This window comes from Streptomyces sp. NPDC059037, from assembly GCF_042740015.1.
Taxonomy (GTDB): domain Bacteria; phylum Actinomycetota; class Actinomycetes; order Streptomycetales; family Streptomycetaceae; genus Streptomyces.
In genome coordinates, this window is record NZ_JBHYIG010000149.1 from 1,701 (window position 1) to 23,495 (window position 21,795).

14 protein-coding genes and 2 pseudogenes are annotated in these 21,795 nt (G+C 67.4%); 5 read left to right on the plus strand and 11 right to left on the minus strand.

What is annotated here, in order from left to right; translation table 11 throughout:
- Positions 1-368: 368 nt before the first annotated feature.
- Positions 369-821 (minus strand): DUF4442 domain-containing protein, encoded by a 453-nt coding sequence (locus tag ACFWY6_RS27055; RefSeq protein ID WP_360771504.1) that lies wholly within the window; start codon positions 819-821, stop codon positions 369-371.
- Positions 822-902: 81 nt separating this feature from the next.
- Between ACFWY6_RS27055 and ACFWY6_RS27060 the strand changes: the two genes are divergently transcribed.
- The 4 genes from ACFWY6_RS27060 (at position 903) to ACFWY6_RS27075 (ending at position 5,457) form a co-directional block, all read left to right on the plus strand.
- The gene (locus ACFWY6_RS27060) at positions 903-1,883 is read left to right on the plus strand and encodes a hypothetical protein (RefSeq protein ID WP_384695352.1); all 981 of its coding nucleotides are present in this window, start codon (positions 903-905) and stop codon (positions 1,881-1,883) included.
- Positions 1,884-1,960: 77 nt separating this feature from the next.
- Entirely contained in the window at positions 1,961-2,962 is a 1,002-nt protein-coding gene (locus ACFWY6_RS27065) for a hypothetical protein (RefSeq protein ID WP_384695354.1), read from the plus strand.
- Positions 2,963-3,061: 99 nt separating this feature from the next.
- Positions 3,062-4,099 (plus strand): hypothetical protein, encoded by a 1,038-nt coding sequence (locus ACFWY6_RS27070; protein ID WP_384695356.1) that lies wholly within the window; start codon positions 3,062-3,064, stop codon positions 4,097-4,099.
- Between the two features lie 62 nt (positions 4,100-4,161).
- Positions 4,162-5,457 (plus strand): MFS transporter, encoded by a 1,296-nt coding sequence (locus ACFWY6_RS27075; protein ID WP_384695359.1) that lies wholly within the window; start codon positions 4,162-4,164, stop codon positions 5,455-5,457.
- Here the strand turns inward: ACFWY6_RS27075 and ACFWY6_RS27080 are convergent.
- The 6 genes and pseudogenes from ACFWY6_RS27080 to ACFWY6_RS27105 all read right to left on the minus strand — a co-directional run bounded on the left by ACFWY6_RS27080 (position 5,419) and on the right by ACFWY6_RS27105 (position 11,759).
- Positions 5,419-6,210, minus strand: a complete 792-nt coding sequence (locus ACFWY6_RS27080; RefSeq protein ID WP_384695380.1) for a spermidine synthase — start codon at positions 6,208-6,210, stop codon at positions 5,419-5,421. The genes ACFWY6_RS27075 and ACFWY6_RS27080 overlap by 39 nt on opposite strands.
- Before the next feature lie 132 nt (positions 6,211-6,342).
- Positions 6,343-8,058 carry an EF-Tu/IF-2/RF-3 family GTPase gene (locus tag ACFWY6_RS27085; protein WP_384695382.1) on the minus strand — a complete coding sequence of 572 codons (1,716 nt, stop codon included), beginning with the start codon at positions 8,056-8,058 and terminating at the stop codon, positions 6,343-6,345.
- Between the two features lie 276 nt (positions 8,059-8,334).
- A pseudogene (locus ACFWY6_RS27090) lies at positions 8,335-8,805 on the minus strand (recombinase family protein); the annotation flags it as partial.
- Between the two features lie 328 nt (positions 8,806-9,133).
- Positions 9,134-10,345, minus strand: coding sequence for a DNA cytosine methyltransferase (locus ACFWY6_RS27095; protein ID WP_384695361.1), 1,212 nt, complete (start codon positions 10,343-10,345; stop codon positions 9,134-9,136).
- A gap of 355 nt (positions 10,346-10,700) precedes the next feature.
- Positions 10,701-11,216 (minus strand): TRM11 family SAM-dependent methyltransferase, encoded by a 516-nt coding sequence (locus ACFWY6_RS27100; protein WP_384695364.1) that lies wholly within the window; start codon positions 11,214-11,216, stop codon positions 10,701-10,703.
- 114 nt (positions 11,217-11,330) lie between these two features.
- A complete protein-coding gene (locus ACFWY6_RS27105) occupies positions 11,331-11,759 on the minus strand; it encodes a hypothetical protein (protein WP_384695366.1) in 429 nt (142 codons plus the stop codon).
- Positions 11,760-12,287: 528 nt separating this feature from the next.
- Here ACFWY6_RS27105 and ACFWY6_RS27110 point away from each other — a divergent pair.
- Entirely contained in the window at positions 12,288-13,217 is a 930-nt protein-coding gene (locus ACFWY6_RS27110; RefSeq protein WP_384695369.1) for an endonuclease/exonuclease/phosphatase family protein, read from the plus strand.
- Between the two features lie 286 nt (positions 13,218-13,503).
- Here ACFWY6_RS27110 and ACFWY6_RS27115 read toward each other — a convergent pair whose 3' ends face one another.
- From ACFWY6_RS27115 to ACFWY6_RS27130, 4 genes and pseudogenes are all read right to left on the minus strand, one after another.
- Positions 13,504-13,794, minus strand: coding sequence for a hypothetical protein (locus ACFWY6_RS27115; RefSeq protein WP_384695372.1), 291 nt, complete (start codon positions 13,792-13,794; stop codon positions 13,504-13,506).
- 16 nt (positions 13,795-13,810) lie between these two features.
- Positions 13,811-14,179 carry a hypothetical protein gene (locus ACFWY6_RS27120; RefSeq protein ID WP_384695374.1) on the minus strand — a complete coding sequence of 123 codons (369 nt, stop codon included), beginning with the start codon at positions 14,177-14,179 and terminating at the stop codon, positions 13,811-13,813.
- Positions 14,180-14,483: 304 nt separating this feature from the next.
- Positions 14,484-14,744, minus strand: a complete 261-nt coding sequence (locus tag ACFWY6_RS27125) for a DUF6959 family protein (protein WP_384695377.1) — start codon at positions 14,742-14,744, stop codon at positions 14,484-14,486.
- Between the two features lie 4 nt (positions 14,745-14,748).
- A pseudogene (locus tag ACFWY6_RS27130) lies at positions 14,749-21,667 on the minus strand (polymorphic toxin-type HINT domain-containing protein).
- Positions 21,668-21,795: the final 128 nt, after the last annotated feature.

A 21,795-nucleotide genomic window follows, 5' to 3' on the forward strand; every position in this document is an offset into this window, starting at 1 on the left:
GCGGGACACCCCGCGCGGGCGGCCCGGCGGGCGCGGCGTGGGGGGTGAGCACGGCGGCGGCGGTCGCGGCGACGGCGAGGAAGCCGGACACGGCCGCCCGCACCCGCCCCGACCTGCCGCTGTCTCCGCCTCCGCCGCTACCGCCGGCTCTTCCCGCTGCCCTCGATCTCCTCAAGCTCCTCATGCGGCGACTCCTCTGCAGATGTCGACCCACTGGCGGCGAGGAAACTATGACCGCTACTGACTCGTGTCAATGAGGTGAACGGAGAACAACGGAAAACGGCGTCGCACCGGCCGGCACCCCCGTGCCCGACCGGCGCGACGCCGTTCGTCCGACGAACGTACGTAAACGAACGCCCGGATGCGACTCAGTTATTGGGCCGCAGCGTCCAGACGACCGTCATCTCGCCGGTCACGGCGCCGTCCGCGCGCTGGATCTCGATCGCCACAGGGAACTCGGGCCGCTCCCCCGCGTCCAGCTCGGCGATCACGTCGGCGGCCGGACGGCCGAGGGTCGCGGTGGCGGTCACCGGACCCATGGCGAGCTTCTTGTACGCGATGTCGGCGCGCACGGCGAGCGGCACGGCCCGCGAGAGCTGCTCCCCGAAGGCGGCGAGCACGATGGCACCGCTCGCCGACTCGCCCAGCGTGAACATGGCTCCGGCGTGCGGTCCGCCGACGTGGTTGTGGTAGTCGCCCTGGTCGGGCAGGGCGACCACGGCCTTCTCGGGCGTGGTCTCACGGAACTCGAGGTTCAGGGTCCGGGCCATCGGCACGGTGGCGGCGAGCATCTCGCCGATCGACATCTGGTCTGCGCTCATGGCAGCGATGTTACCCACGAGTAGCGTTCTTTGGCCAGGAACTGACTCGACGTGGATCACGGTCCCCTATCGTTGCTGCTCATGTGGCCAGGAGAGCAGCAGCCCGGGGGCGGGCCGAATCAGCAGCCGAATCCCTACCACCAGCCGGGATATCAGCAGCAAGGGCAGCAGCAGGGGCACCAGCAGCCTGCTCCCTGGAACGCGCCCACCGTCCCCGGCGGCCCGGCACAGGCACCGCACGACGACGGCGGCGGCAGCGGCCGGGGCGGCAACAGGACCAAGATCGTCGCCATCGTCGCCGCCGCCGCGGTCGTGGTGGCCGCCGGCGTCACCGGTTTCCTCCTCCTGGGCGGCGACAAGGACGACACGGCGAAGCCGGACCCGACGCGGTCCGCCTCCGAGTCGCCGAGTCCGGCCGCGTCCGACAAGTCCGACCCACGCGGAAACGACCACGGGCCCAAGCCGACGATCCCCGGCTGGCAGACGGTCGTGAACCCCGAGCGCGGCATCGCCTTCGACGCGCCCCCGGGGTGGGCACTCAAGTCGAAGGACTGGGTCGACGCCGTCGGAGAGGCCGACGACCCCGACAGCATCCTGATCGGGATGGCGGCGCCCGCCGTGCTCAAGGAGCAGTGGTGCGCGAGCGATCCCGACCGGGACGGCGTGAAGGACTACACCCCGCTGGGGGAGGCCGGAAGCAAGGGCAACCGCAGCGCCAAGAGCACCGAGCAGATCGCCAGGAAGGACTCGGCGACGTGGGTGTACGGCGCGTACTCCCAGCCCGACCGGAAGAAGATCAGGACCAGCGCGGTGGAGTCGTACACCACCAAGTCCGGCATCACGGGCAGCCTGGCGAGCTCCTCGGTCTCCGGCGTCAAGAAGGCCGACGACAAGTGCCGGACGGACGGCAAGGCGACCACCTTCGGCTTCAAGGACTCCCAGGGGAAGTTGGTCTCGTGGTCGTTCTTCGGCGCCCGGGGCGTGAGCGGTGAGGTGCCGGAGGCGACGGTCAAGAAGATGCTCAGCACGGTGCGCGAATACGACAATGGGCCCGAGTCCTGAGCAACCGCCCCGCCACAGCACCTGCCACCTGGGGTTGCCTCGCTGACCCCGCGTCAAGACCCGTATCGTTGCCCGCCATGTGGCCAGGACAGCAGCCGCCCGGGGGCGAGCAGAACCCGCAGAACCAGAATCCGTACCAGCAGCCGGGGTACCAGGCACCGAACCCGTATCAGCAGCCCGGGTACCAGCAGCAGGGCCAGCAGCAGGGCCAGTGGAGCGCGCCGACCGCGCCGATGGGTGTCACGCAGCCGTCGCCCGGCGGCGGCGGTGACGGCAGCAACAAGACCAAGCTCGTGGCGATCGTCGCCGCCGTCGCGGTCGTGGTGGCCGCCGGCGTCACCGGATTCCTGATCCTCGGCGGCGACAAGGACGACGAGGCCGACTCGAAGCCGTCCACGTCCCCCTCGAAGTCCGCGTCGAAGAAGCCGAGCAGCGACCCGGCGAACGGCGGCGGCACCGAGCGCGGCACGGGCAACGGCCCGAAGCCGGTGGTCGAGGGCTGGCAGGTCGTGGTGAACCCCAAGTGGGGCACCGCGTTCGACGTCCCCGCCGACTGGGAGGTGCAGTCGCCGGAGTCGGCGATCGCCTTCGAGGACGACAAGGGCAAGCCCCTCATCACCATGTCGGCACCCGCGTACTACAAGTCGAAGTGGTGCTCGGACGACGAGGACAGGGACGGCAACTCCGACGACACCGCGCTCGGCGCCGTCGGCACCAAGGGGGCGAACGGCGCGAAGAACACCGACGAGGTCGCCGTGAACCAGGTGCCCTGGTGGGTCTTCGGCGGTTACACCCAGCCCGACAAGAAGAGCCTCAAGTTCGACGAGAAGGCGGAGCCCTTCACCACGAAGACGGGCATCAAGGGCAGCCTCGCCCGTGCCCATTCGGAGAACACGCCCCAGAAGGGCAAGTGCGCCTCGGACGGCAAGGCGATCACCTTCGGCTTCAAGAACTCCGCGGGCGAGTACGTCGCCTGGAACCTCTACAGCGCCAAGGGCGTCAAGGAGGAGATTCCGGAGGCGACGATCATGAAGATCCTCAATACGGTGCGGCTGGCCGGCGACCCCACGGAGTCCTGATCGGTTTCGTACGCCAACGGGGCTTGTGACCCGATGTGTCGGCCGCTCCGCGAGGGCAGCGATGACATCAGGCCACAAGCCCCTCTATGGTTACTGCCCATGTGGCCAGGACAGCAGCCGCCCGGGGGCGAGCAGAACCCGCAGGACCAGAATCCCAATCCGTACCAGCAGCCGGGGTACCAACAGCCGAACCCGTATCAGCAGCCCGGGTATCAGCAGCAGCCGCAACCGGGGGCCTACTCGCAGCCCGAGCAGCCGCAGCAGTGGGCCGCGCCCACCCCGCCGCCGATGCCGCCCCAGCAGGGCGGCGGCCAGGGCGGGGACGGGAACAAGACGAAGATCACCGCGATCGTCGCGGCGCTCGCCGTCGTGGTGGCCGCCGGCGTCACGGGCTTCCTGGTCCTCGGCGGTGACAAGGACGACGTCGCGGACAAGAAGCCGAAGAAGTCTCCTTCCAAGTCCACGCCGAAGAAGCCGAGCCCGACCGGTGACGGCGGCACCGAGCGCGGCACGGGCAACGGCCCGAAGCCGACGATCAAGGGCTGGCAGGTCGTGGTGAACCCCAAGTGGGGCACCGCCTTTGACGTTCCCGCCGACTGGGCCCTCGAGACGCCTGACACCATCATCGGATTCGAGGACAACGCGGGCGACGGCACCAAGCCCCTCATCACCATGTCGGCGCCCGCGATCTACAAAGAGAAGTGGTGCACGTCCGACGACGACAAGGACGGCCAGTCGGACGACACGTCCCTCGCCGCGGTCGGCACAAAGGGCCAGAACGGCGCCAAGAACACCAAGGACGTTGCGCGCAACGACTCCGCGTGGTGGGTCTTCGGCGGCTACACGGACCAGAAGAAGGCCGACAGGAAGAAGATCAAGATCGGCAAGATCAAGTCGTTCACCACCGACTCGGGCGTCAAGGGCAGCGTCGCCACCTCGACGACGTCGGGTGCCGCCGGGCCCGACAAGTGCGACTCGGAAGGCAAGGCCACCACGTTCTCCTTCAAGAACTCCGAGGGCGAGTACGTGGCGTGGACCCTGTACGGCGCCAAGGGCGTCAAGGACGAGGTCCCGGACGCGACGGTGCAGAAGATCCTCAAGACGGTACGTCTGCACGGCGACCCCGAGGAGTCCTGAGCCACCCGCTCCCGCGCTGAACCCGTTTGGCAAGTCGGCGTCCGGGCGGCGATAGTCCCCAGGTGACCACTCCGGCCGCCGCGCGCCGCCCCTCCTGGGCAGGCCGCAACTACAGCCTGCTGACCGCCGCCGCGATCGTGACCAACCTGGGCAGCCACGGCGCCCTGATCGCGGCGGCGTTCGCGGTCCTCGACGCGGGCGGGGACGGCGGGGACGTGGGTCTGGTGGCGGCGGCGCGCACGCTGCCGCTCGTGCTGTTCCTGCTCATCGGCGGCGCGGTCGCCGACCGGCTGCCGCGCCACCATGTGATGGTCGCGGCCAACGCCCTCAACTGCCTCTCCCAGGCCGTCTTCGCGGTCCTTGTCATCTCCGGCGCTCCCCCGCTGTGGTCGATGATGCTGCTCACCGGGCTCGGCGGCGTCGGCCAGGCGTTCTTCGGCCCGGCCGCCGAGGGCATGCTGATGTCGACGGTCACCGGCGAGCAGGCCGGCCGCGCCTTCGCGCTGTACCGGATGGCGATGCAGGGCGCCGGGCTCGGCGGCGCCGCGCTCGGCGGTCTGATGGTGGCCGCGCTCGGGCCCGGCTGGGTGCTCGCGGTGGACGCCGCCGCGTTCGCGATCGCGGGAGCCATGCGGTCGTTCCTCGACGTGAGCCACATACCGGCGCGCGAGCCGGGCGGCGGGCTGCTCTCGGATCTGCGGGAGGGCTGGCGCGAGTTCATCGGCCGGCCGTGGCTCTGGGCGATCGTCGCGCAGTTCTCCGTGGTGGTGGCGGTGGTCGGCGCGGCCGAGGCGGTGTTCGGACCGCTGGTGGCCCGCGACGAGCTGGGCGGCGCCGGACCCTGGGGCCTGGCGCTCGGCGCGTTCGGCGCGGGCACGGTCGGCGGCGCGCTCCTGATGATGCGGTGGAAGCCGCGCAGGATGCTGCTCGCCGGAACCCTCTGCGTCTTTCCGCTCGCCGCGCCTTCGGCGGCGCTCGCCGTGCCGCTGCCGGTGTGGGGTCTTGCGGCGGTGATGTTCGTCAGCGGCGTGGCGATCGAGGTGTTCGGCGTCTCCTGGATGACGACGATGCATCAGGAGATCCCCGAGGAGAAGCTGTCCCGCGTGGCCGCCTACGACTGGTTCGGCTCGATCGCGATGGTCCCGCTCGCCACGGCTCTCGCGGGGCCCGCCGAGGTCGCCTTCGGGCGTTCGGCGTCGCTGTGGGGCTGTGCGGCCCTTGTGGTCGTGGGGACGGCGCTCGTCCTGCTCGTCCCTGACGTGCGGAACCTGACGCGGCGTACGCCGTCGCGGGAGGTGGCTGCTTCCCCGGCCGCGCGCTCAGCCGATGCTGAAGGCACCGTCGGGCGGCTCGGGTGAGGCCACCGCGTCCTCGTCCCGCACCGGCCGCGCGTCGCCGATGAACCGCCGCAGCGCGGCCCCGTGCTCGACGCGTGCCGGGAAGACGTCGGCCGCCGCCCGCCGGGTGAGCGCCTGGACGTCGATGGCGTCGTGGGAGGCGACGAGCACCGCGTTGCCGAAGCGGCGGCCGCGCAGCACGGCCGGTTCGGCGATCAGCGCAACGTCCGCGAACACCTCGGCGAAGCCCGCCAGTTGGGAGCGCAGGAACGTGAACGGCGCGCCGTCGGCGAGGTTCGCCGCGTAGATCCCGCCCGCGCGCAGCACCCGCTCCGCGGCCCGCGCGTAGGCCACGGAGGTCAGATGGGCGGGCACCCGCGAGCCGCCGAACACATCGGCGATCAGTACGTCGGCGCTGTCGGGCGCCGCCGCTTCCAGCCACCGGCGGGCGTCGTCGCCGTGCACGGCGATACCGCAGCCTTCCGGCACCGGCAGATGCTCGCCCACCAGGTCGAGAAGACCGCGGTCCGCCTCCACCACGTCCTGGCGTGAACCGGGCCGGGTGGCCGCGACATAGCGGGGCAGGGTGAGCGCGCCGCCGCCGAGGTGGAGCACGTCGAGGGGGTGCTCCGGCTCCGCCGCGGTGTCCAGGACATGGGCGAGGCGCTGCGCGTACTCGAACTCCAGATGCGTGGGCGCGTCCAGGTCGACGTACGACTGCGGCGCCCCGTCGACCGTGAGCAGCCAGGCGCGCGGCCGGTCCACGTCCGGCATCAGCTTGGCGGTGCCGTGATCCACGTCCTTGAAGACGGGTATGGCCTCGTCCGCGCGTTCGTCCTCAGTCACCGCTCCATTGTGCCCGCCTCCCGCAGCGGTGGATCCCCAGCGGGAGGCGGGCAGCTGCCGTCAGCCGACCTCGGTCACGGTGCCCGCGCCGACGGTGCGGCCGCCCTCGCGGATCGCGAAGCCGAGGCCCGTCTCCAGGGGCATGTCGCGGCCGAGCTCGACCGTCATGGTGACCGTGTCGCCGGGCCGGGCGACGGCGGCATCGCCGAGGTCGACGTCCCCGACGACGTCCGCGGTGCGGAGGTAGAACTGCGGCCGGTAGCCGGTCGCGATCGGCGTCGACCGGCCGCCCTCCCTGGTCGACAGGACGTACACCTGGGCGGTGAAGCGCCGGCTTGGACTGACGCTGCCCGGCGCCGCGACGACATGGCCGCGTCGTACGGCATCGCGTGGCACACCGCGCAGCAGCAGCGCCACGTTGTCGCCCGCCTGCGCGGACTCCATGGGCTTGCCGAAGGTCTCAAGGCCGGTGACGACGGTCTCCGTCTCCGCGCCGAGCACCTCCACCCGGTCACCGATCCGCACCGTGCCGCGCTCGACGGCTCCGGTGACGACGGTGCCGCGCCCGGTGGGGACAGTCATTTCGGGTTCCTCAGCGGCACGGAGCAGCAAGCGTGGATCGATCCGGCCCTCGATCCGCAACGGTGGGAGGGGGCGGGCATCAGGCACTGGGGTGGAATCCTCATCGGCAAGCCGCGCCATGACAGCCTCCCAGACCCCCGTCTTCACCCAGCGGTGGAACCGTGACTTGTACCCCTTGTCCCGCGGCCAGGGACTGCCCGTACGCGCTTTGTTCAGCACCGCCTCGACCACATCACGCTCCGGCAAGCGGTCGGTGCGCCGATAACGGTGGGCTGCGGTCAGAATGGGCTCGACAGCCTCCCAGCCGTCATCGGTGAGCACTGGCACACGCCTCGACCTGTCCCTGAACCAAGAGGTCACTGAGCAGTCGCCCGTACGCGTTCTTGGCACAGAGCCCGTGATCGTCACCCGGACGCGCAAGAGAGCGAGAACTTCGGCTTGCTCTGTGGGCGACATCTCTACGAGCCGCGTCCGGGCCAATTCTGCAAGAGCCTGAAGATCGCGGATGCGCTGATCGACAGTCTCGGCGTCTCGCAGCCACGCAATGACCTCGGCGCGCAGCTTCTCCAGCTCAGCCAGTTCTTCATGGAGCGGCTTGAGAGCCCGCTCCACAGCGGCCTCCGCATCAACTTGCGGAAGCCGACGACGCGCCACCTGTTTCGCAGCCACGGACATCGTCAGGTCGATGGCGCCGTTCTGCTCTTCGATCTTCTTGTCGAGCGAGGCGAGCCGCCCCGTCTGGTCCTCAGTCGAGTCGATCGTCTGGGCCGCCCAGTCGTCCGCCATGGCCCTGAGCCGATCCGGATCACTGAGCAGCTCTCGGACCTCACGCCATACACACGGCTCCAGCACGTTGGCGTCAATGCGTGAACACCTGCAGCCGCCGGACTTTGTCTGAGATTCGTTCTTTCCTGTGCATCGATAGAAGCGAACTGAACAAGTGCTGATCTCCGCTCCGGTGTAGTGCAGACCACACAGGCCGAAGACTCGCCGAGAAAGCGGATACACGCGCCCATGGGGACCCTGATTGCTTCCGCGGCGGTGACGCGCGAGGGCGGCGCCCAGGGCCCTGATCTCCTCCGCTGTGAAAATCGGGTCCAGCACAGTGGTGACCGTTTGTCCGTACAGCGGCTTTCCGTCGGGCCCCGTCTTGGCGCGAGACGGGTTACGGAAGACAACGACCGAAGCAGCCATGGCTGCTTTCAGACGCTTCAGCAGATTATTGTGCCGCCAAGGGCCTCGCCTACCTTCATATCCCAAGGCGTTGAGGTGGGCCGCTGTCTGGCGGACGTTGAGGCCGTCTTCGACAATCAGCCGACGGGCCGTGTGGAGCACGTCGTATTCATGCGGCCGATCGCACGCGCAGTTCTCCTCGGGCAGATCAAGGGCCAAACGCGATTCGCCCTTCCTGCCCTTGTTCTCGATGCGGTACCCGTACCGTGCCTCACCCCCAACGTGCCCGCCTTCCTCAGCCTTTTCCTGGAGACCGCTCTGAGTCCTGCTACGAATCCGCACGTATTCCTTGAAGGCGTAGTTCGCCTCCTCCCTCATGGCCGCTTCGCCATCCTCCGTGGTGTTGTCGATGTCCTTGTCGACGACGGCCACCGAGATGCCCAGGTCCTGGAGCTCCCACACCCAGCGCCAGAAGACCCGGTCCTTACGCCCAACGGCTCGGGTCTCCGCAACCACGACGACGTCGAACGGACGTGGGGTCTGCCGGGCAAGGGCCATGAGGCGAGGTACATCGTCGCGTTCCTGCCAAGGTAGCGAGCCGGTGACGCCCTCGTCCTTGAACGTGTCGACGTATTCCCACCCCTTCCTCTCAATGTACTTCTTGGTCTTCTTACCTGTATAGGCAATGCCGAAGCCCTTGGCCTGCTCTTCCGTGGAAACTCGTAGGTAGTCCACTGCGCGCAGAGCAGATGTGAGAGCGTAAGACATGTCAGTCCTTCCGCGACTGATTAACCCCGGCAGCGCTCCAAAGCCGCCGGGGTCGCTATGAACGCGCGGATCGTACCTCCGAACTACCCCTGCTTACTTGGGCCTTGGGAGCCCCGATACACAGCGGGCAAAACGCTCCGGCGATGACCAAAGAGAAGGCGCAATAGCCTCGCGTAGGACTCAGGGTCAGGGTCTTCTGCGACGTGCCATGAGATATGGATCTCGCGGGCACACGTGTCGCGCGCGGCATGCTTTCTGCCTTTGGACATTGCGGCACAGGTGCGGTGCGCTTCACTTGCCTCCACACGGCGGTGTTCCGGTGGGATGGTCACTGTTCCCCGACATTTTGTGTCTGAAGCGCCAGTGGGCGTACACGACGCGGAAGGATTTCCTGCAGCAACAGCCTCATCGCGTGGGTGGCTTGGTGGTGGACGACGCTGTTGCCGAGGAGGCGGAGGTGGGCGGCGCGGGATAGGCCTTCGGTGGCGGTGACCCAGCCTTCTGGGAAGCCCATCATCCACTCGACGAATTCGGCGGAGAGCCTACGTGTTCCGGGCTGAGTGGGCTGGCATGCGGCGCGTTGGGTCACGTGCTCCCATCGGCGGATGGCAGGCAGGTAGTCGCCCCACCAACTGGCAGGCGAGTGACGACTGTCCGAAGATTCATGCCACCTTTGCGTTTCGGGGTCACGCCTGCACCTCCGTTCCCGTCTGAGGAGGTCGGCGTGGGCAGCAGCTGCTCCCTCTTGCCGGTCGAGCCGGCGAGGGTGGCTGCGGTGGAGGCCAAGGTGAGGGTGCCGTTGCCGTACCGCTGGTTGGGCGAGCCCTTGGCACCGTGCTCGACCTCGTCGGCAAGGGTGGGGCCGTGGCCGCGGGCCTTGCGCTTGTCGGGGTGCTGGGAGCCGCCGTTGCTGGCCAGGTTCGATGTCGGGGTCTTCAGCAGCGGCTCTGCATGGGGGTGTTGTGGGCCAGGCGACGAGGAACACTCGCTCCCTGCGATGAGGGGCGCCGATGTCGGACGCGCGTACGCACGTCCAGTTCGCGTCGTACCCGAGGTCGGTCAGGTCCGCGAGTAGCACGCCCAGTGCCCGCATACGGGATTCACCGGCTCTGTCTCCCACACACCGCGGGCAGGATTCCACGTGGCGAAGGGGGTGGGTTCCGGCTCGGGTGGAGAGCAGGCCGCGGACATTCTCGATCACCACCAGGCAGGGGTTGAGGACTTCGATGGCGGTCACGATGTGGTGCCATAGGCCGGATGGAGTGCCGGGGACGAGCCCGGTTCGGGGCCCGGCGACCGAGAGATCCTGACAAGGGAATCCGGCCGTGAGCACGCTGACGGGCTCGACCTGATGCCAGTCGACAGCGCGTACGTCGCCCAGATTCGGAGTGCGAGGCCAATGTCGGGCAAGGACCTTCGCAGCGCGCGAGTCACTATCGGCGTGCCAGATGATGTGGCCGCCCAGTACGGCCTGGACGCCGAGGTCCAGGCCGCCGACGCCTGAGCACAGGGACCCAATCGAAGGGTCAGCGCCGGCCATTGGCGCATCCGGTAGTGCAGGTGCAGGTGCGGGAGCGGAAGGTGGCTGCGGTTCCTGGCTTACGCGGGGTCCGGACCGCGCACTTTGCCTCGCCTGCCGGGCCGTTGGACTTCCATGAACTCGGGCAGCTGGGTGGGCGGCGCACAACGAGGGCGTCCTCGTGCTGAATAACCGCGAGGGGCATGCCTTGGCGGCGGGCGCCGCGGACGTTCTTCATCTGGAAGAAGGAGGGGCGGGCGACGAGTCTGCCCTCGCGGATGCCCGCGAGAAGGGCGACGTTGCGCTCGACCGGAGTCAGTCCGGCGGCTTCGGCAGCGGCGAGGACGGCGGAGGGCAGGTCGACGAGTTCCCCGCGCTAGCGCCAGGGGCGGGTGGTGATCACAGCGTGTCCGCCGGGGCGCAACAGGTGGCGGCACTGGATGAGGATGTCGGTGAAGGCGTCGAGGAGATGTTCAAGGCCGACGTGGGCGAGGTTGGAGGGGTCTCGGCTGTAGCGATAGTCCCGCTTGGTCACGCCCCGTTCGCCGCTCTCGCGGGTAGAGCGGACCTGACCGTGAACGCTCGCGCCGTACGGCGGGGAGGTGACGACGAGGTCGACCTTGCTGTGGTGGCGGGCGTCGAACAGCTGGGTGAGCTGGCGGGCGTCGCCGCAGGCAACGAGGCCGACACCGCCCTTGGTCGCCCCCATGGTGTGGATGACGTTGTCTCGGGCCAACTTGGCCCAGCGGGGCTCGTATTCGAAGCCGAGGGCGTGACGGCCGAGGCGGAGGGCTTCGACGAGGACGGTGCCGATGCCACACATCGGGTCAAGGACCAGGTCGCCGGGCTTCGTGTACGTGGCAATCGCGTGGGCGGCCAAGGCAGGGAGCATTTTGGCGGGGTGCGCGGCGGAGCCAGGGACGTACCGGTCGCCCCGCTGGGCGGGGGCGGAGGCGGGGGGCGGTGTTCCACACCGATTCCGGGGCTGCGGTCACAGCGGACTCCTTCAGACGTGCAGGACGAGAAGGTCGGAGTGGATGAGGCCGGGCGACGCGTCGGCGGGTGGCGCGGGCACGATGCGGTCTTCGGCCGGGAAGCCGTGGACGATCACGATGTGCTGCAGGTAGCGGAAGCCGGCAGTGCGGGCGGTGGCGATGAGCATTCCGAGCGGGTCCGTGAGCAATCCGGCGTCGCGGCGCTGACGGGTGGCGAGCAGCAGCAAGCCGTCGGAGCGCAAGAGGCGGTGGGCCCGGTGGAAGAAGCCGGGCCAGCAGTCGTCGATGGCGCCTTGCTCGTCGCTGCCGTAGTGGGTGCGCGGGGCGGTGGCCGGGATGGTGTCTGGGTGGAGCTCCGCAAGGATCACCAGCGGGCCGGGCGCTTCGACCACTCCATCAGGGCGCGCGGGGACAGCCGTGCACGAAGTTCGAGCGTCCATGCCGGGGTCGGTGTCAGCCACCGCGATCTGCAGCAGCGAGGCGGGGGCCCGCCCGGGTGGCTGGGTGAACTCTGTGCGGATCTTTTCGATGGCCCAGGTGGGCAGGACGGCCGGGGCAGACGGCGGGGACGAGGTATCGGATGAACTGGGAAGCCAGACGCTGACTGGCAGCGGCGAAGCCTTCGTACGGGAGTTCGTCACGGGTGGGCGCGATGCGCGGGCCGGACGGCGAGTGGTGCTGACATCAATCTAAGGAGACATTCAGCGGCGGATCGTGCCAGTTGACTCGGAGCGATGTCGTGTTCGTCGATCAGGGCAACCCAGACCATGCTTGCACCGAGACCGTCAGCGATCATGGCATCGAGCAGATGACGGATCGGCTCGATGAATCTTGGGCAGATCTGGCGAGGGGAGGCAGGAGGGATGAAGGACACTGCCGCGTGCACGCGTCACTCAGCCAACGGGAACCGGGGCATCTACCGCCGCGGACGTAGGTGGGGACTACTCGGCTGTGGCGTGCTACTCGCCATGCTGTGTGTTCTGCTTGTCGTACGGCTGACAGGACTCGATGCGGGAACCCCGTTCGCCGTGCCCGTGGTCTTGTTCCCCTACGCCGCTGCACTCAGCGTGCTCGCTCTGACCACCATGATCGCCGTCCCCGCTCTGCGCTCTCTCTGGCCGGTCATCGTCGCCGCACTGGTCACAGCCGCCTACGCGGTGCTGCTGATACCGCGGTTCATACCACACCACCAGCAGCACATCCCGGCGCAGGCACCCGAGTTGCGTGTGGCCACCGTCAACACCCACGTCGGCAAGGCGGATACGCGTGCGCTAGTACAGCTGGTGAAGTCCGAACGGATAGACGTCTTGGCCGTGCAGGAGCTGCCGTCCGCCGGGATCGCCGCGCTCGCCGAAGCGGGCTTGGACAAGGTTCTGCCTCACCAGGAGCTCCATCCGGAGAATGACTCCTCGCTCTACTCACGGATTCCGCTGACGCACGGCGGCCCGCTGAAGGCGGACACCGCCTGGCCCCAGACCACCGCACAGGTGACGGTCGGTGGACGCGCCGTACGGCTGGTGGCCGTTCACACGTACTACCCGCTGGGTGACGCGCAGCGCTGGACCCGGGACCTCACCGCTCTCACCTCCGTCGCCCACGACAGCGGCCCCGACACGGTGTTCCTGGGCGATTTCAACGCCTCTCTCGACCACGCTCCGATGCGCGAACTGCTCACATCCGGCGGGCTCACGGACACGCATGCCGAACTCGGCAAGGGCTGGGCTCGCACCTGGCCCGCCAACAAGAGCCCGTTGCCACCCCTGGTACAGCTCGACCACGTGTTGCACGGCTCCGGCCTGGCGGGCATCTCGGTCAGCGAACGGACCGTACCGGGCACAGACCACCGGGCAGTCATCGCCACGCTCGCACTGCTGCCCACCAACGAACGTACTGGATAGGCCCGCCGCCCCGTACTCCACGTCGGGCTTCTCTACGGGGATCCCCTCGGCCACTGTCAGGTTGCCGAGAAGACCCCAATAGTGGGCGAGTTGCCCCGGAATGTTGGGCTAAGCGGGACAGCTCGGTGATTGGTCTGCTGTCGCGCCAGGCGCCGGGCGCGCTCGCGTCGGGCCTTGGAGAGGGGATCCACTGTCGTTCCGGCGCCTTGGCCGGCAGTGGCCTCGCCCCGGCGGAGCTTGCGAGCCCAGTCGCGTACCTCGTGGCTGTCGGATCCGCGGTCGATACTCACTCGGATGCACGCTGCAATATCTCGTGCTGCTTGTCGGCCACGGAGACCGACACGGTGCGCGGCCGGCCCGTAAGAAGGTAGCTGGCGAGTGTCCCTCCGGTCCGCACAACAGTGATGCTGTTGCCCTTGCCACCCGGGGCCTGGGTGTTGGTCAGAATGTACGCGACAGAGTCGTCGCCCGCCGATACAGGAGGCAGCGGTTCCACGGCGAATCGGAAGACCCAGCCTCGCTTCGACGTGGCGGTGAACTTCGTGCAATCGGTGCGTGCGGCCTTGAGCTCTTGCATCCAGGCGCCAGCTTCGTCACCGGCAATGCTGGAGAGGACCAGGCTCCCCCCCATCAGGCATGCCCTTGCCGTCGAGTGTGGACCACACCATCGCCTCGCGACGGTGCTTGGGGCGAACGTTCATCATGTCGGCGATCGGCCGACAGGCAGCCCTATCCGTGGTCACGACGTCCTGCTTCTCCAGCACAGGCACGCTCTGAGCTTTGGCCGTGAGGCCAGGAAAGTCGTCGGCGGCAGGCAGCGCATCCCTCAGCGTTGCCGCGCTGAGGGGTTTGTCGTGACCCGCCGACGGGCTGCAAGCGACCGCAGCGACGGTTGGCAGGACAACGAAGATCAGTGGAACGGTGCCGCTCACAGACACCCCTTTCATGATCAGCGAAATCACATCCCGCGCAGCATGCGTGGACGATCGCAGGATTTCATAGCACCCCACCCCTTACACGAGCTGCCCCTAAAGAAGAAGCCGCACCCTGAAAGCAGAATACGGTCCCACTTCCTTCGGCCACACCCGATTCCCCAGCTCCGCACGGATTGAACCGAGCAGAGAAACCGAATATTCCCTTTAGGGATCGACAGGAATCACGTACACGGCAAGCATCGCGAGTCACCTGCCACCTAAAGGGGCACTGGGAGTTCGCTTCAGTCTCGGACGCCGAAGCGGCCACTTCCAGAAGGCGCGATAAGTTCACTCAGTACGGCAGAGGCCTACCATCTTCCCTCATCAGCCGTTCGTACACTGCGACGAACTCATCAAGCGTCTCCTTAATCTCCATGGCAGAGAATTTACCTTCTTCAACGTCTCCGGATTCGAGTTCACCCAGCAACTCGACCGCCACGCGACTCAATGAGTACAGAGTATCCCCTTGAATCAACAGGCCAGGAAATTTTCGGCTCTGCCGAAGAGCCAGGGCACAATTACCACTCTCGGCGATCAACTCTAGTTCGCTCATCAGTTCACTTCCTCGGGTTAAAGGTGATGTAGGGCGCGCCTTCCGCTAGCCCACCTGTGAATATGTCATATCTTCTACCGACGCCGAGTTCAACTGCACCCTGAGGTAGCGAACTCTTCACAGAGTGCTTCGTCCGGCTATTAATTCCAGTGATCACGTAGTCCCAATCCGATTCAGGCCCAGCGGTTCCCTTTGCTCGACTGCCCACAACGGAAATCGGATGACCGATTCGATCTGCTGCATTCTGAATTCGAGCTCGCTCGGACCCAGTCAGATTCTCCAGAGAAGCCCCATTGCCAGCATCCACTCCGCAGGGGCCACTCGAATTATGAACCAATACAGGTGTAGTTCCTGCGAGGACATAGTACGTGTGCAGCCCCTTGACCGTCAGGTTGTAGGTGCGGGCGTGCTTCGTGAAGGCGCGGTTCCCCGTGACGGTGACAGTGTCTCCGTCATCGGCGAGGAGGGTCATTCCGGGCTTCAGGTCGCTAGCCTGGACCCATCGTTCCTTCGATGGGGACCAGAAGGGGTGCTCGTGTGTGGCGGTAAGTTTCTCGATGCCGCTTCCGGTGGAGATCGAGAGCGTGTTGAAGTGCTTGTCGCTTTCCGTGACGATGAGGCGTGTCACTTCGCGCGGACCGGATTCCCCTGTCTCCGGATCGGTGGCCAGAACCTGGTCTCCGAGTTCGACATCCTCAATGTCTTTCGTGGAGCCGTCGCGCATGAGGACATCGGTTCCCGCCAGGAAACACTTACACCTGGATGCATCCTTCTTGGCTTTGAGTGCGTCCTCGCTTGATTCTCCGACCTCTTCGGATTTCTTCGCTTTCTGGGCCTTTTTGAGCTTGAGTATCTTGAGCGCCTTAAGTGCAGGTATAGGCGCATCCGCTGCAGTACTCGCGCACTGAGCGTTGAATCCAGGGTTGTCGAAGCAGCCTTTCCACGCCGCGAAATCAGGAGCAACGGCTTCAGCGGTATCCTTCATGAAGCCCAAAATGTCGAAGAATTCGACACCATCTCCGGCCTTGTGCGGCAGGTTGTAATAATCACCTGGTCCGGCGATTACTGGCCGCGAGCAATCACGCGCACCGCACTGATTGATATTTCTTTTGGCGATGTACCCGTTGCTGCTGGTGCTGGCAGTTCCGCTGGGGAAGTTCGAGTACGTGCTTTCCCAGGTCCCACCGGATGAAAAGTTGGGTGCGGAATGCGAGTCGATGAAGTTGTCTTGACTCGTCCGTTCTCCGCCCTTCCTCTTGAATGCTTTGAGGCCGGTTGGGTCGCTGGAGGTGACGGGGCTGTTGTTTGCGTAGCTGTAGCCGTTGAGGGATTGGTGCTGGTCGAGGGTCAGGAGTGGGTCGACGCTGAGGAACTGGCCGATGCCCGGGTCGTATTCGCGGGCACCGATGTGGGTCAGGCCGGTGGCGGTGTCCGCGGGTTTGCCGAGGAAGGCCTTGTCGTCGGGCCAGTTGGTGGTCTTCTCGCCGCGTGGGGCGCCGAACGGCGTGGTGTAGCGCTTGGTGACGGCGTAGGTGGTGGCGTCCAGGGCGATGCTGGAGGTGCCGTGGTGGTCGGCGGCCAGCAGGTTGAGTTTGGTGCCTGAGGTCCCTGCCGTGGCGGTGCGGACCGCGATGGTCTGGCCGTTGGCCGTGTAGTACCGAGTGCCAGTGAGGGTCTTGACGGTGCCCTTGGTGGTGAGGCGCACTTCGGTGCCGCCCAGGTAGAGGACGGTGTCGCCGTCTCCCTTGGCGCGGCGGATGAGGAGTTCGCCGGTGGTGTCGTAGAGGTAGTCCGTCTGTGCTGGGCCTTCTGTTGTGCGGGCGAGTTTGCCCTCGGTGTTCCAGGTGAGGTCCTGCTGGGCGTCGCTGTCGGGGCGGGAGGTGGTGTTGCCGGTCTTGTCGTAGGTGTAGGTCTGGGTCTTTCCGGCTGTTTCGGTCTTGGTCAGCGGGTGGGGCTGGTTCTGGTCCGTGCCGTAGGAGTACGCCGTGGTCTTGTCGCCGGAACTGGCGTGCTGTGTCTCGGTCTTGCGCTGGCCGGCCTGGTTGTAGGTGTAACTGCTCCAGTACGGTGCGGCGCCGTCGATGTTGGATGTGGTGCGGCCCGCGGCTGCGCAGTCGGCGGTCTTGGGGGTCCAGGCCTCGGCCAGGCGGCGGTGGCCGTCGTATGCGAAGCACTGGTAGTCGGGCTTGGCGGTGCCGCCCTGAGTGGTGGCGTCGAAGATGGAGGTGACGTTGCCGGCGTCGTCCTGGGTGTACTTCAGTTCCTGCGGCATGTAGCCGTGGACGTCGTCGGTGACGTAGGAGCGGGTGAGGCGGCGTGTGCCGGCTTCGTAGTCGTAGTTGAGGTAGGCCTTCTTGGCCGTGGTGCCGCCGCTCATGCCCAGGGTGAGCTGGCGCAGGTCGCCTTGCGGGGAGTGGACGGCGCCTTGGAGGTAGCCGCTGGTGCCCTGGGAGGTGAGTTGCTGGCCGGTGGCGTTGTAGGTGTAGGAGACGGTCTCTGCGGCAAGTCCGGCAACGGCCGGCTGGGAGGCCTGGCTGACAGTGCCGTCCAGGCGGTAACCGGTGGTGAAGGAGAAGGTCTTGGGGACTCCTGCGGCCACCAGCGGGTCACCGTCGGGCAGGGTCAGTTGGCTGCCGGTGACCTGGTAGAGGCTGTCGTAGGAGGTGACCTTCTGGGTGTAGGCCTTGCCGGCCAGGCCGCCGTCGTAGCGAACCGCGGTGTCCTGCTGGCCCTTGGCCAGGGTGTCGAAGGTCCAGGCGGCGAGCTTGTTGGAGTCGGTCTTGCTGGTCTGCCACAGATCGGTCTTGCGGCCCAGGTCGTCGTAGCCGGACAGCAGGGTCCGGTTCTCCATGTCCGTGACGGTGACGGCCCGGTCGAGGCTGTCGTAGGTGGTGCCTCTCGTGCCGGTGTCCGGGTCGCTGGAGGTGATCTGGCGGCCGAAGAGGTCGTAGGTGTAGGACCACTTGGCGTCGTCGGGGCCGGTGACGGTCTTCTGCTGCCCGCCGGGGGTGTAGGTGTAGTTGGTGGTGGTGAAGTCGGTGCCGGTGGGCTGCGGTCCGCCGTATTCACGGCGCAGCGTCAGCTGGCCCAGGGCGTTGGTGACTTCGGCGGTGGCCTGGCCGCCGGTGGGAGCGCTGGTGGCCACGGTGTCGCCGGTGTAGGTGGCGTTGGTGCTCCAGCGGGTGACGCCGTAGTTCTTGGTGACTGCCTTGGTGGCGCGGCCCGCGCCGTCGTAGGTGGTGTCGGTCTGGATCGGGGCCTGGCTGCCCTCGGTCTGTACGGGGGTGGCGGACGGAGCTGAGGTGTTGTCCCAGATGTCGCCCTGTGCGCTGGTGGCAAGTCCCCGGTCGTCGTACAGGGTCAGCGACACGAGTCGGCCGCCGACCGGGGTGGGGGTCTGGGTCTGGCGGCTGCGCAGGAGGGAGTCGTAGAACTCGTAGGTGGTGTTGTAGCCGGAGCCGTCGCCCTTGAGGGTGCCTGTGGACAGCCATGGCATGGCACTGCTGGTGACGTTGTAGGCGTAGACGTAGTTGGGGGTCTTGCCCAGTGCTCGGGAGCGGTTGGGCAGCCAGGCCTTGGTGACGCGGCCCAGGCTGTCGTACTCGTTCTCGGCGACCTTGCCGTTGGCGTCGGTGGTCTTCACCGTCGATCCGGTGGCGAAGTCGACGGCGGTGGTTTCCTTGTGCTGCTTGGCGTTGGTGACGCTGCTGGAGGTGAGCGGGCCGGCGGCAGCGGGGGTGTAGGTGGCAGTCGCGGTGATCAGGTCGTTGGTGTCCTTGACCACCAGGGGGCGGCCCAGGGTGTCGTAGCTGGTGGTGGCTGTCTTCTGCCAGGCTGGTGCATTGTCGGTGCCATAGGACTTGGCGCGACCGGTCCAGGTGTCCTCGCCCTTGGTCGGCTTCTGGGAGGCCGACCAGGTGGTTGCCGCCGCGTCGTCGTACACGGTCGCCATGTCGGCGATCACGTCGCCGGACGTGTCGGAGCTGGAGGGCAGGTCCAGTTCTGAGTCAGTGGTCGTGCAGGTTTTGGCGACGGTACGGGTCCGTGAGACGAGGGAGTTGATGCCGTTGGCGTCGTTGCGGGCGTACCAGGTACGGGTGCAGGTCTCGTCGCCTGGGATGGCGTCGTCGCCGTTGTCCTCGACGGTTTCGGCCAGGCCGTAGTCGTCGTAGGTGGTCTTGGTGGTGCGAATGCGGTCGCGCGGGGTCGCGGTGGTGGTGATGTTGGTGCGGTCGTGGGTGGCGGCAGTGCGAACGTAGTAGGCCTCGATGTCGGCGTACGACTTGTGCTGGGTGGCCGTCTTCTTTGACCAGGGGGTGTTGATGGTGCCGGAGACTTCGGTGTCGCCGTTGTAGGTGACTTCTTCGCGGGGGAAGCCGGCGTACTGGTCGGAGTCGGTGATCTCAGCGGCCTTGATGCCGGTGACCTTGACGCTCTTGCGCTGGTCCGGGTCAGGGGTCTTGCCGTCCGCGCCCGCCACGCGGTCGCCGTTCATGCCGCGCAGGTAGACACTGACCGTCTTGAGCTGGGCGCTGTCCTGGTCGCCGGTGAGGTGGGTGACCTTCCCGTAGCCGCGCCAGATCGACCAGGTGCGTTCCTTGGCCGGGGTCATCGGGTCGTCGTTGTAGTGCCAGGCGCCGCCGCCGGAGTACTGGTAGGTGTGCTGGACGGCTTCCGAGCCGCCGTGCGGGTCGGTTGTGGAGACCGCGGTGACCGGGTACTTCTGGAACCAGTCCAGAATCGGGGTGTTCTCACCGTTGGGCGACCAGTACACGGGATAGCAGCGCTTGGTGTTCTCATCGGGCTTGGGCATGGTCTGCCCGGCCACGCAGTCCGCCTCCGCGTAGGAGACGATCGTCTGGGCGCCCGCCTCTGAGGTGACGGTGCGCAGGCGGGGCTTGTCCAGGGAGAGGATGTCGTCGGAGGCGCCGTCGACCCGGTTGGGCAGGAAGGCGTGGGTGAACTTCACCGGGTCCAGGGCGAGATCGGTGCCGTGCTTGCCGGTGTGCTTGATCTCGTCCAGCCACAGGGACTGGTCGGTGGTGTCGCCGGTGTCTCCGGGGTCGAGGTAGAGCTGCTTGAGCTCCCATGCGTCCACCGCGGTGTAGGCGGGGGTGCCAGCGGCCGCGTCCCACGCGTGGGTGGTGATGCCGGTCATGCGCTTGCGGGTGAAGAACGACGGGCTGGTGTTGCCAGTGCACTTGTCGCCGTCCTTGCAGACGGTGTCGTAGGGCACGTCGGGCCAGTTGTCGCGCTTGTCCTCGGTCAGTGCGTCACAGCCCGTGCCGGTGGCCAGGCAGCGCTCGGCGTAGGTCAAGGTGACCTTGTTGGAGGCGGCCGGGGTGGCGGAGAACAGGGAGCCGGCGCGCTGGCCGTAGCGAATCTCCTTGAGGTAGCCGCCGCGGGTGTAGTCGGTGCCGGTGGTGTCGTCGCCGAGCTTGTCGTAGTTGTTGTGCTCGGCCGCGTACCAGTAGGTCATGGCGCCCGCGTGGGTGTCCTCGACCAGGTCGAGGTTCCACCGCCAGGCCTGCTTCTTGTCTCGTCCGGAGAAGGTGGTGCCGTCGGTGTAGCCGGGCTCGCCCTCGTCGTCGCCGAAGACGGGCACCGTCCACACCGACTCGGTGCGGTCGTCGGCGCCCGCGCCCGCGAGCTTGTTCAGGCCGAAGGTGTAGGTGGTGCCGTCGCCGGTGGTGACGGTCCAGTACTCGCCGTTGTCATCCCCGTTGTCGGCGCCGGTGGACTTGGTGACGGTGGACGCATCGTCGTCCTTCAGGCGCCACTTGCCTGTCGTGTCGTCCTTGACGAGTTCGGTGGCCTGGCCGTTCAGGACGAGGGAGGCGTTGTCGTACTTCCAGCACAGGTCGTACTTCTTGTCCTGGCCGTCGTCGTCGCAGGAGCCGTACTTGCGCTCGATGTAGGAGGAGGTGAGGTCGAAGCCCTCACCGATCGCCGTGCCCTGGTTGTTGGTCGAGGCGGTGCGGCCGTCCACGCTGCCGGAGTCGTAGGCGATGGACAGGTCGGGCTTCGGGCCTGCGGCCGCGGGCGGCGTGCGCAGCGGGTAGGACCAGGTGAAGGTGCCCGCCGAGCCGCCCGCCTCCCAGGTGGAGGAGGCGGTCAGGGGGGGTGGCTTTGTAGTCGCCCGCGCCGGACTGGGTTCCGGCCGCCAAGGCCAGCACCATGGTCTGGCCGGCGCCGCTCTTGGTAGCCGGGGTGAAGGAGAGTGGTGTGGTGAGTTGCTGGTCGCCCCGGTCGTTGGCCGACTTGAGCGGGTGGCGGGTGCGGCACTTGGCCTTGCCTGGGTCGTCCAGCGCGCAGTCGGGCAGCTGCAGGGCCTGCAGGCGGCCGGCCCAGTCACCGCCGTAGGCAGAGGCGAACGCCGCGTAGTTGGCGCCGAGTTGGGCGCGACCTCCGGCCTTGGGCCCGGTGACGGTGAGGACGACGCCCTTGACGCCGAGCTGCTTGGCCTTCTTTTGGCCCAGAACCTCGACCTTCAGCCCGGCAGCGGTCTTCTGCGTACCGACCTTGGCCTTCTTCGGCGCGGCGAGCGTGAGTGGCAGTGATCCCGCTTTCGCCTGGGCTTTGCCCGACTTGGGAAGCGTCAGTGTGGCTGACCCGCCCTTGGGCCACGTGACGGTGCGGTCCTGCTGGGCGTGGGCGCGCTTGGCTGCGGCCTTGTCCGCCGCGGCGGACTTCGTTACCGCGGCCGCGTTCTTCTCGTTCGTCTTCGCAGTGAACGGGGTCACCTTGGCCGAGCGCGGCGTCTTCAGCTTCGGTCGGCCGAGCGGGTCCGCGTCCGCGGCGAACGCCACCGGGGAGAGCAGCCCGGGCAGCAGGGCGAAGCCGACGACCGCCGCGATCCGGCGAGTACGCGAGCGTCTCTTGATGCCGCCCGTCCGGGACAGGCCGAAGGCAAGCAGGTTCATCACGCATCTCCTCGCGTGCGGCCACGTTGCTGGGTGGCCGCGCGCCGTCGCAGTGAGGAAGCAGAATTCAGGGGGGGAGGGGTGAGCGCCTGCGCGGCGACGGCGAGAGCAGCGCGATCTGGCTGCTG

Excerpts from the sequence above, each read along its gene's own strand:
- ACFWY6_RS27055 (WP_360771504.1), bottom strand. The coding sequence starts at position 821 with ATGAGCGCAGACCAGATGTCGATCGGCGAGATGCTCGCCGCCACCGTG.
- ACFWY6_RS27060 (WP_384695352.1), top strand. The coding sequence starts at position 903 with ATGTGGCCAGGAGAGCAGCAGCCCGGGGGCGGGCCGAATCAGCAGCCG.
- ACFWY6_RS27065 (WP_384695354.1), top strand. The coding sequence starts at position 1,961 with ATGTGGCCAGGACAGCAGCCGCCCGGGGGCGAGCAGAACCCGCAGAAC.
- ACFWY6_RS27070 (WP_384695356.1), top strand. The coding sequence starts at position 3,062 with ATGTGGCCAGGACAGCAGCCGCCCGGGGGCGAGCAGAACCCGCAGGAC.
- ACFWY6_RS27080 (WP_384695380.1), bottom strand. The coding sequence starts at position 6,210 with ATGCCGGACGTGGACCGGCCGCGCGCCTGGCTGCTCACGGTCGACGGG.
- ACFWY6_RS27085 (WP_384695382.1), bottom strand. The coding sequence starts at position 8,058 with ATGGCTGCTTCGGTCGTTGTCTTCCGTAACCCGTCTCGCGCCAAGACG.
- ACFWY6_RS27095 (WP_384695361.1), bottom strand. The coding sequence starts at position 10,345 with ATGGCCGGCGCTGACCCTTCGATTGGGTCCCTGTGCTCAGGCGTCGGC.
- ACFWY6_RS27100 (WP_384695364.1), bottom strand. The coding sequence starts at position 11,216 with ATGCTCCCTGCCTTGGCCGCCCACGCGATTGCCACGTACACGAAGCCC.
- ACFWY6_RS27105 (WP_384695366.1), bottom strand. The coding sequence starts at position 11,759 with ATGGACGCTCGAACTTCGTGCACGGCTGTCCCCGCGCGCCCTGATGGA.
- ACFWY6_RS27110 (WP_384695369.1), top strand. The coding sequence starts at position 12,288 with ATGCTGTGTGTTCTGCTTGTCGTACGGCTGACAGGACTCGATGCGGGA.
- ACFWY6_RS27115 (WP_384695372.1), bottom strand. The coding sequence starts at position 13,794 with ATGCAAGAGCTCAAGGCCGCACGCACCGATTGCACGAAGTTCACCGCC.
- ACFWY6_RS27125 (WP_384695377.1), bottom strand. The coding sequence starts at position 14,744 with ATGAGCGAACTAGAGTTGATCGCCGAGAGTGGTAATTGTGCCCTGGCT.